The organism is Streptomyces sp. MMG1121 (assembly GCF_001280015.1).
In the GTDB taxonomy this organism is placed as follows: Bacteria; Actinomycetota; Actinomycetes; order Streptomycetales; family Streptomycetaceae; genus Streptomyces.
In genome coordinates this window covers 1-3,684 of sequence record NZ_LGDV01000012.1, presented here as the reverse complement: position 1 = coordinate 3,684, position 3,684 = coordinate 1, and the positions used below count along the sequence as shown (strand labels likewise).

The 3,684-nt window shown below is 72.9% G+C and carries 2 protein-coding genes; both read right to left on the bottom strand.

The features are described 5' to 3' along the window. Positions 1-977 (bottom strand): beta-ketoacyl synthase N-terminal-like domain-containing protein (locus ADK64_RS03125; protein WP_199829469.1); only part of this gene is annotated, 977 nt, incomplete at its 3' end. A gap of 44 nt (positions 978-1,021) precedes the next feature. Continuing rightward, positions 1,022-3,684, bottom strand: a 2,663-nt coding sequence (locus ADK64_RS03120; protein ID WP_159046153.1) for a type I polyketide synthase, incomplete at its 5' end; no start/stop codon positions are given.

Here is a 3,684-nt window from a genome sequence, read left to right as displayed (position 1 = left end):
TGCCGGATCACCCGCTGCTGGGACGGACCGTTCGGCGCCGTCAGACCGTTGCTCGCCCCGTCCTGGTTGACCGCGCTGCCACGCAGCACCGCCAGCACGGGGTGGCCCAGCCGACGCGCGTCAGAGAGCCGCTCGACCAGCAGCACCCCGACGCCCTCCGACCAGCCGGTCCCGTCGGCTCCCGCCGCGAACGCCCGGCAGCGCCCGTCGGGGGAGAGCGCGCGCTGGCGGCTGAACTCGATGAACCCGGTGGGTGTCGCCATCGCGGCCGCCCCGCCGGCGAGGGCCAGTGAGCACTCGCCCTGCCGCAGGGCCTGGGCGGCCAGGTGCAACGCCACCAACGAGGACGAGCACGCGGTGTCCACGGTGACCGCGGGCCCCTCCAGACCGAAGCTGTACGCGACCCGCCCGGAGGCGACGCTCGCAGCGCTGCCGTTGCCCAGATAGCCCTCGAACCCCTCGGGGATCACCCGCAGGCGCGAGGCGTAGTCGTTGTACATGACCCCGGTGAACACCCCGGTGTCGCTGCCGTGGAGCGAGGTCGGGTCGATGCCCGCGCGCTCGAAGGCCTCCCAGGAGGTCTCCAGCAGCAGGCGTTGCTGCGGGTCGATCGCGAGGGCCTCGCGGGGCGAGATCCCGAAGAAGCCGGGGTCGAAGTCGGCGACGTCGTGCAGGAATCCACCCTGGCGGGTGTACGAGGTGCCGGGCTCGGCCGGGTCCGGGTCGTAGAGCGAATCGACGTCCCAGCCCCGGTCGGCGGGGAACTCCGACACCGCGTCGACGCCCTCCCGGACCAGGTCCCACAGGGCTTCCGGCGAGCGCACCCCGCCGGGGAACCGGCAGCCGATCCCGATGATGGCGATGGGCTCGCGCTCGCCCGCCTCGTACTGGCGCAGCCGTCGATGTGCCTTCTTCAGGTCGGCGGTCACCCGCCTGAGGTAGTCGCGCAGCTTCTCTTCGTTGGATATCTGAGACATCTGAGATCACCCCTGACGTGGCCGGAAGGAGAGTACGTACCGGGTCACGTCACACCCAGTTCCCTGTCGATCAGCTCGAACATGTCGTCATCGGTGGCCGAGCCCAACTCCGCTGCGTCGGCCGCCGCGGCGTCTGCCTCGGCGTCGCTGTGCGCAGGCGTCGCGCCGTCCCACTTCCGCAGCAGTGCCCGGAGCCGGGTCGCGGCCGTGCCGCGTCGGCCGTCCTCGGCGGGCAGCGCGGCGAACGCCTCGGCCAGTCGGTCGAGTTCGTCCAGTACCGAGCCCGCCTCGGGCTGCTCGGCGGGCGCCAGCTCGGCGAGGAGGTAACGCGCGAGGGCGGCCGGCGACGGGTAGTCGAAGATCAGCGTGACCGGCACGCGCAGGCCCGTGGAGGCGCTGATGCGGTTCCGCAGATCCACCGCCGTCAGCGAGTCGAACCCCAGCTCCTTGAACGCACGAGCCTCGTTGACGGCGTCCGGCGCCTCGTGCCCGAGTACGGCGGCGGTCTGCGTACGGACCAGATCCAGCACCGCCCGCTCCCGGTCGGCGGTCTCCATCCCGGCCAACTGCCGGGACAGCGCCTCGCCCGACGTGGGGCCCGGCACCTGCCCTGCCGCGCCCGACCCGGCCGCCGCCGAGCGTCCGACCACCGTTCTGCGGTCGGGGCCGCGCAGCAGGCCGTTGACCAGGGGCGATGGCTGCGTACGAAGCGACGCGACGACGAGGTGCGCCGGGACGAGGAGCGCGTGTCCGCTCTCCCGCGCGCGGTCGAACAGCGCGAGCCCGTCCTGCGGCGGCAGCGGCGTCATGCCGAACCGTTCGATGCGGCGTCGGTCTTTCGCGTCCAAGTGCCCTGTCATGCCGCTTGGCTCGGCCCACAGCCCCCAGGCGAGGGACTGCGCCGGCAGCCCGGCGGCGCGGCGGTGCTGCGCCAGCGCGTCGAGGAAGACGTTGGCGGCCGCGTAGTTCGCCTGGCCCGCGCCGCCGAGGGTGCCCGCGATGGAGGAGAACAGCACGAACTCAGCTGGATCAAGGCCGAGTTCACAGGTCAGCTCGTGGAGATTCCACGCCGCGTCGACCTTGGGGCGCAGCACCGCCTGAAGGCGTTCCGCGTCCAGTGACTCGATGACCGCGTCGTCGAGGACTCCGGCGGCGTGGACGACCGAGGCCAGCGGGTGCGCCGACGGAATCTCCTTCAGGACGTCGGCCAGCGCGTCCCGGTCGGTCAGGTCGCAGGCCACCGTGCTCACCTGGGCGCCCAGCGCGGCGAGCTCGGACTCGAGTCCGGCGGCTCCGGGGGCCTGGGGCCCGCGCCGGCTGACCAGCAGCAGCTGCCGGGCGCCGTGCGCGGTCACCAGATGGCGGGCGACCAGGGCTCCGAGGGCGCCCGATGCTCCGGTGATGAGGACTGTGCCGCTCGCGTACGGAGTGTCGCGGCCAACCGGAGTGCCCTCCGGGGAGGGCGAGCCGGACGGCCTCGTCAGCCGGGGAACGACCGCCTCGCCCGAGCGCAGCGCCACCTGGGCCTCCCCCGAGGCGATCACCGCGGGCAGAGCGACCTCGGACGCCTCGGTTCCGTCCAGGTCGACCAGCACGAACCGGTCCGGATGCTCCGACTGCGCGGAACGGATCAGCCCCCACACCGCGGCACCCGCGAGGTCCTCGACCGCCTCGCCTTCCCGCGTCCCCAGCGCCCGACGGGTGGTGAACACCAGCCGGGACGCGGCGAACCGTTCCTCGGCCAGCCACTCCCGCACCAGGGCCAGCGCCTTCAATGTCAGGTCGTGTACGGCCTCAGCCCCCAGGGGGGAGGCGCCGCTCATGGGCACGACCACCGCCTCGGGGCTCTCGCCCCCCGACGGGAGGGCACCGTTCTCCGCCGTCACGTACGGCCCGCCGGCCTGCTGCCGCGCGCTCGCCGCCGTCCTCGACGTCGACAGCGGCAGCCACTCCACGGCGAACAACGAGTCCGCCGAGTCCGACCGTTCGGTACGCAGCTCCTCGACGGCAACCGGACGCAGCACGAGCGAGTCGACCGTGGCGACCGGCGCACCGGTCTCATCGGCCACGGCCAACGACAGTGCGTCCGTACCGGTCGGCGACACCCGTACGCGAAGCGTGTGCGCGGATGTCGCGTGCAGTACGACACCACTCCAGGCAAAGGGGAGCCGGACGTCGGACGCCCCGGCGGCCGGGTCGGTGAGCGCCGCGTGCAGCGCGGCGTCGAGAAGTGCGGGATGCAGTCCGAACCCGGCGACCGCTACACCCTCGGGCAGCCGCACCTCGGCGAACACCTCGTCGCCCGAACGCCATGCCGCAACCAGCCCCTGGAACGCCGGACCGTAGTGGTAGCCCGTACCGAACAGCGAGTCGTACAGGCCGGGCACGCCCACCGGCACCGCATCCGCGGGCGGCCAGGCATCCAGCCGGACCCCGCCCTCGGCAGGGCCGCCCCTCAGCACACCGCGGGCGTGCCGGGTCCACGACTGCTCCTGCGGAGCGTCCTGCGGGCGGCTGTAGATCTCCAGCGCCCGGCAGTCGTGCTCATCCGGGGCTGCCACGCGCACCTGGATCGACACGACGTCGCCCTCATCGATCAACAGGGGTATTTCGAGGGTGAGTTCGTCGATCCGGTCGCAGCCGACCTCGTCACCCGCCCGGATCGCCAACTCCACGAACGCCGTACCCGGCAGCAGAACCCGACCCA